The organism is Fructilactobacillus sp. X2R5C3 (assembly GCF_059901325.1).
Genome location: NZ_JBWXUY010000019.1, coordinates 1 through 270, shown reverse-complemented (window position 1 = coordinate 270; position 270 = coordinate 1). Strand labels below are relative to the sequence as shown.

1 protein-coding gene is annotated in these 270 nt (G+C 38.9%); it reads left to right on the top strand.

What is annotated here, in order from left to right:
• Positions 1–87: 87 nt before the first annotated feature.
• Positions 88–270: hypothetical protein (locus AC6UDE_RS06985; protein ID WP_500697031.1), on the top strand; the 183-nt coding region annotated here is incomplete at its 3' end.

Here is a 270-nt window from a genome sequence, read left to right as displayed (position 1 = left end):
GATACTAATGACGGAATGTCATACGTAAACTACTCTACAAACGGTACTATTTGGACGCCTCTAACCATACCAGATGGTGAAATACGTATGTGCGGAGTATTAGGGCCTGATGTCATTGTGTGCACAACCGGCAATATAGTCTACGCTGTAACTAGTCAAAACACTGTTATTACTAAACGACAATTTACAGGGTTAAAAAACTTATCAATACTTGGTAACACTGTTGTAGCAACTACAGCTAATGGATACGAAATACTAAAACCGGACTAC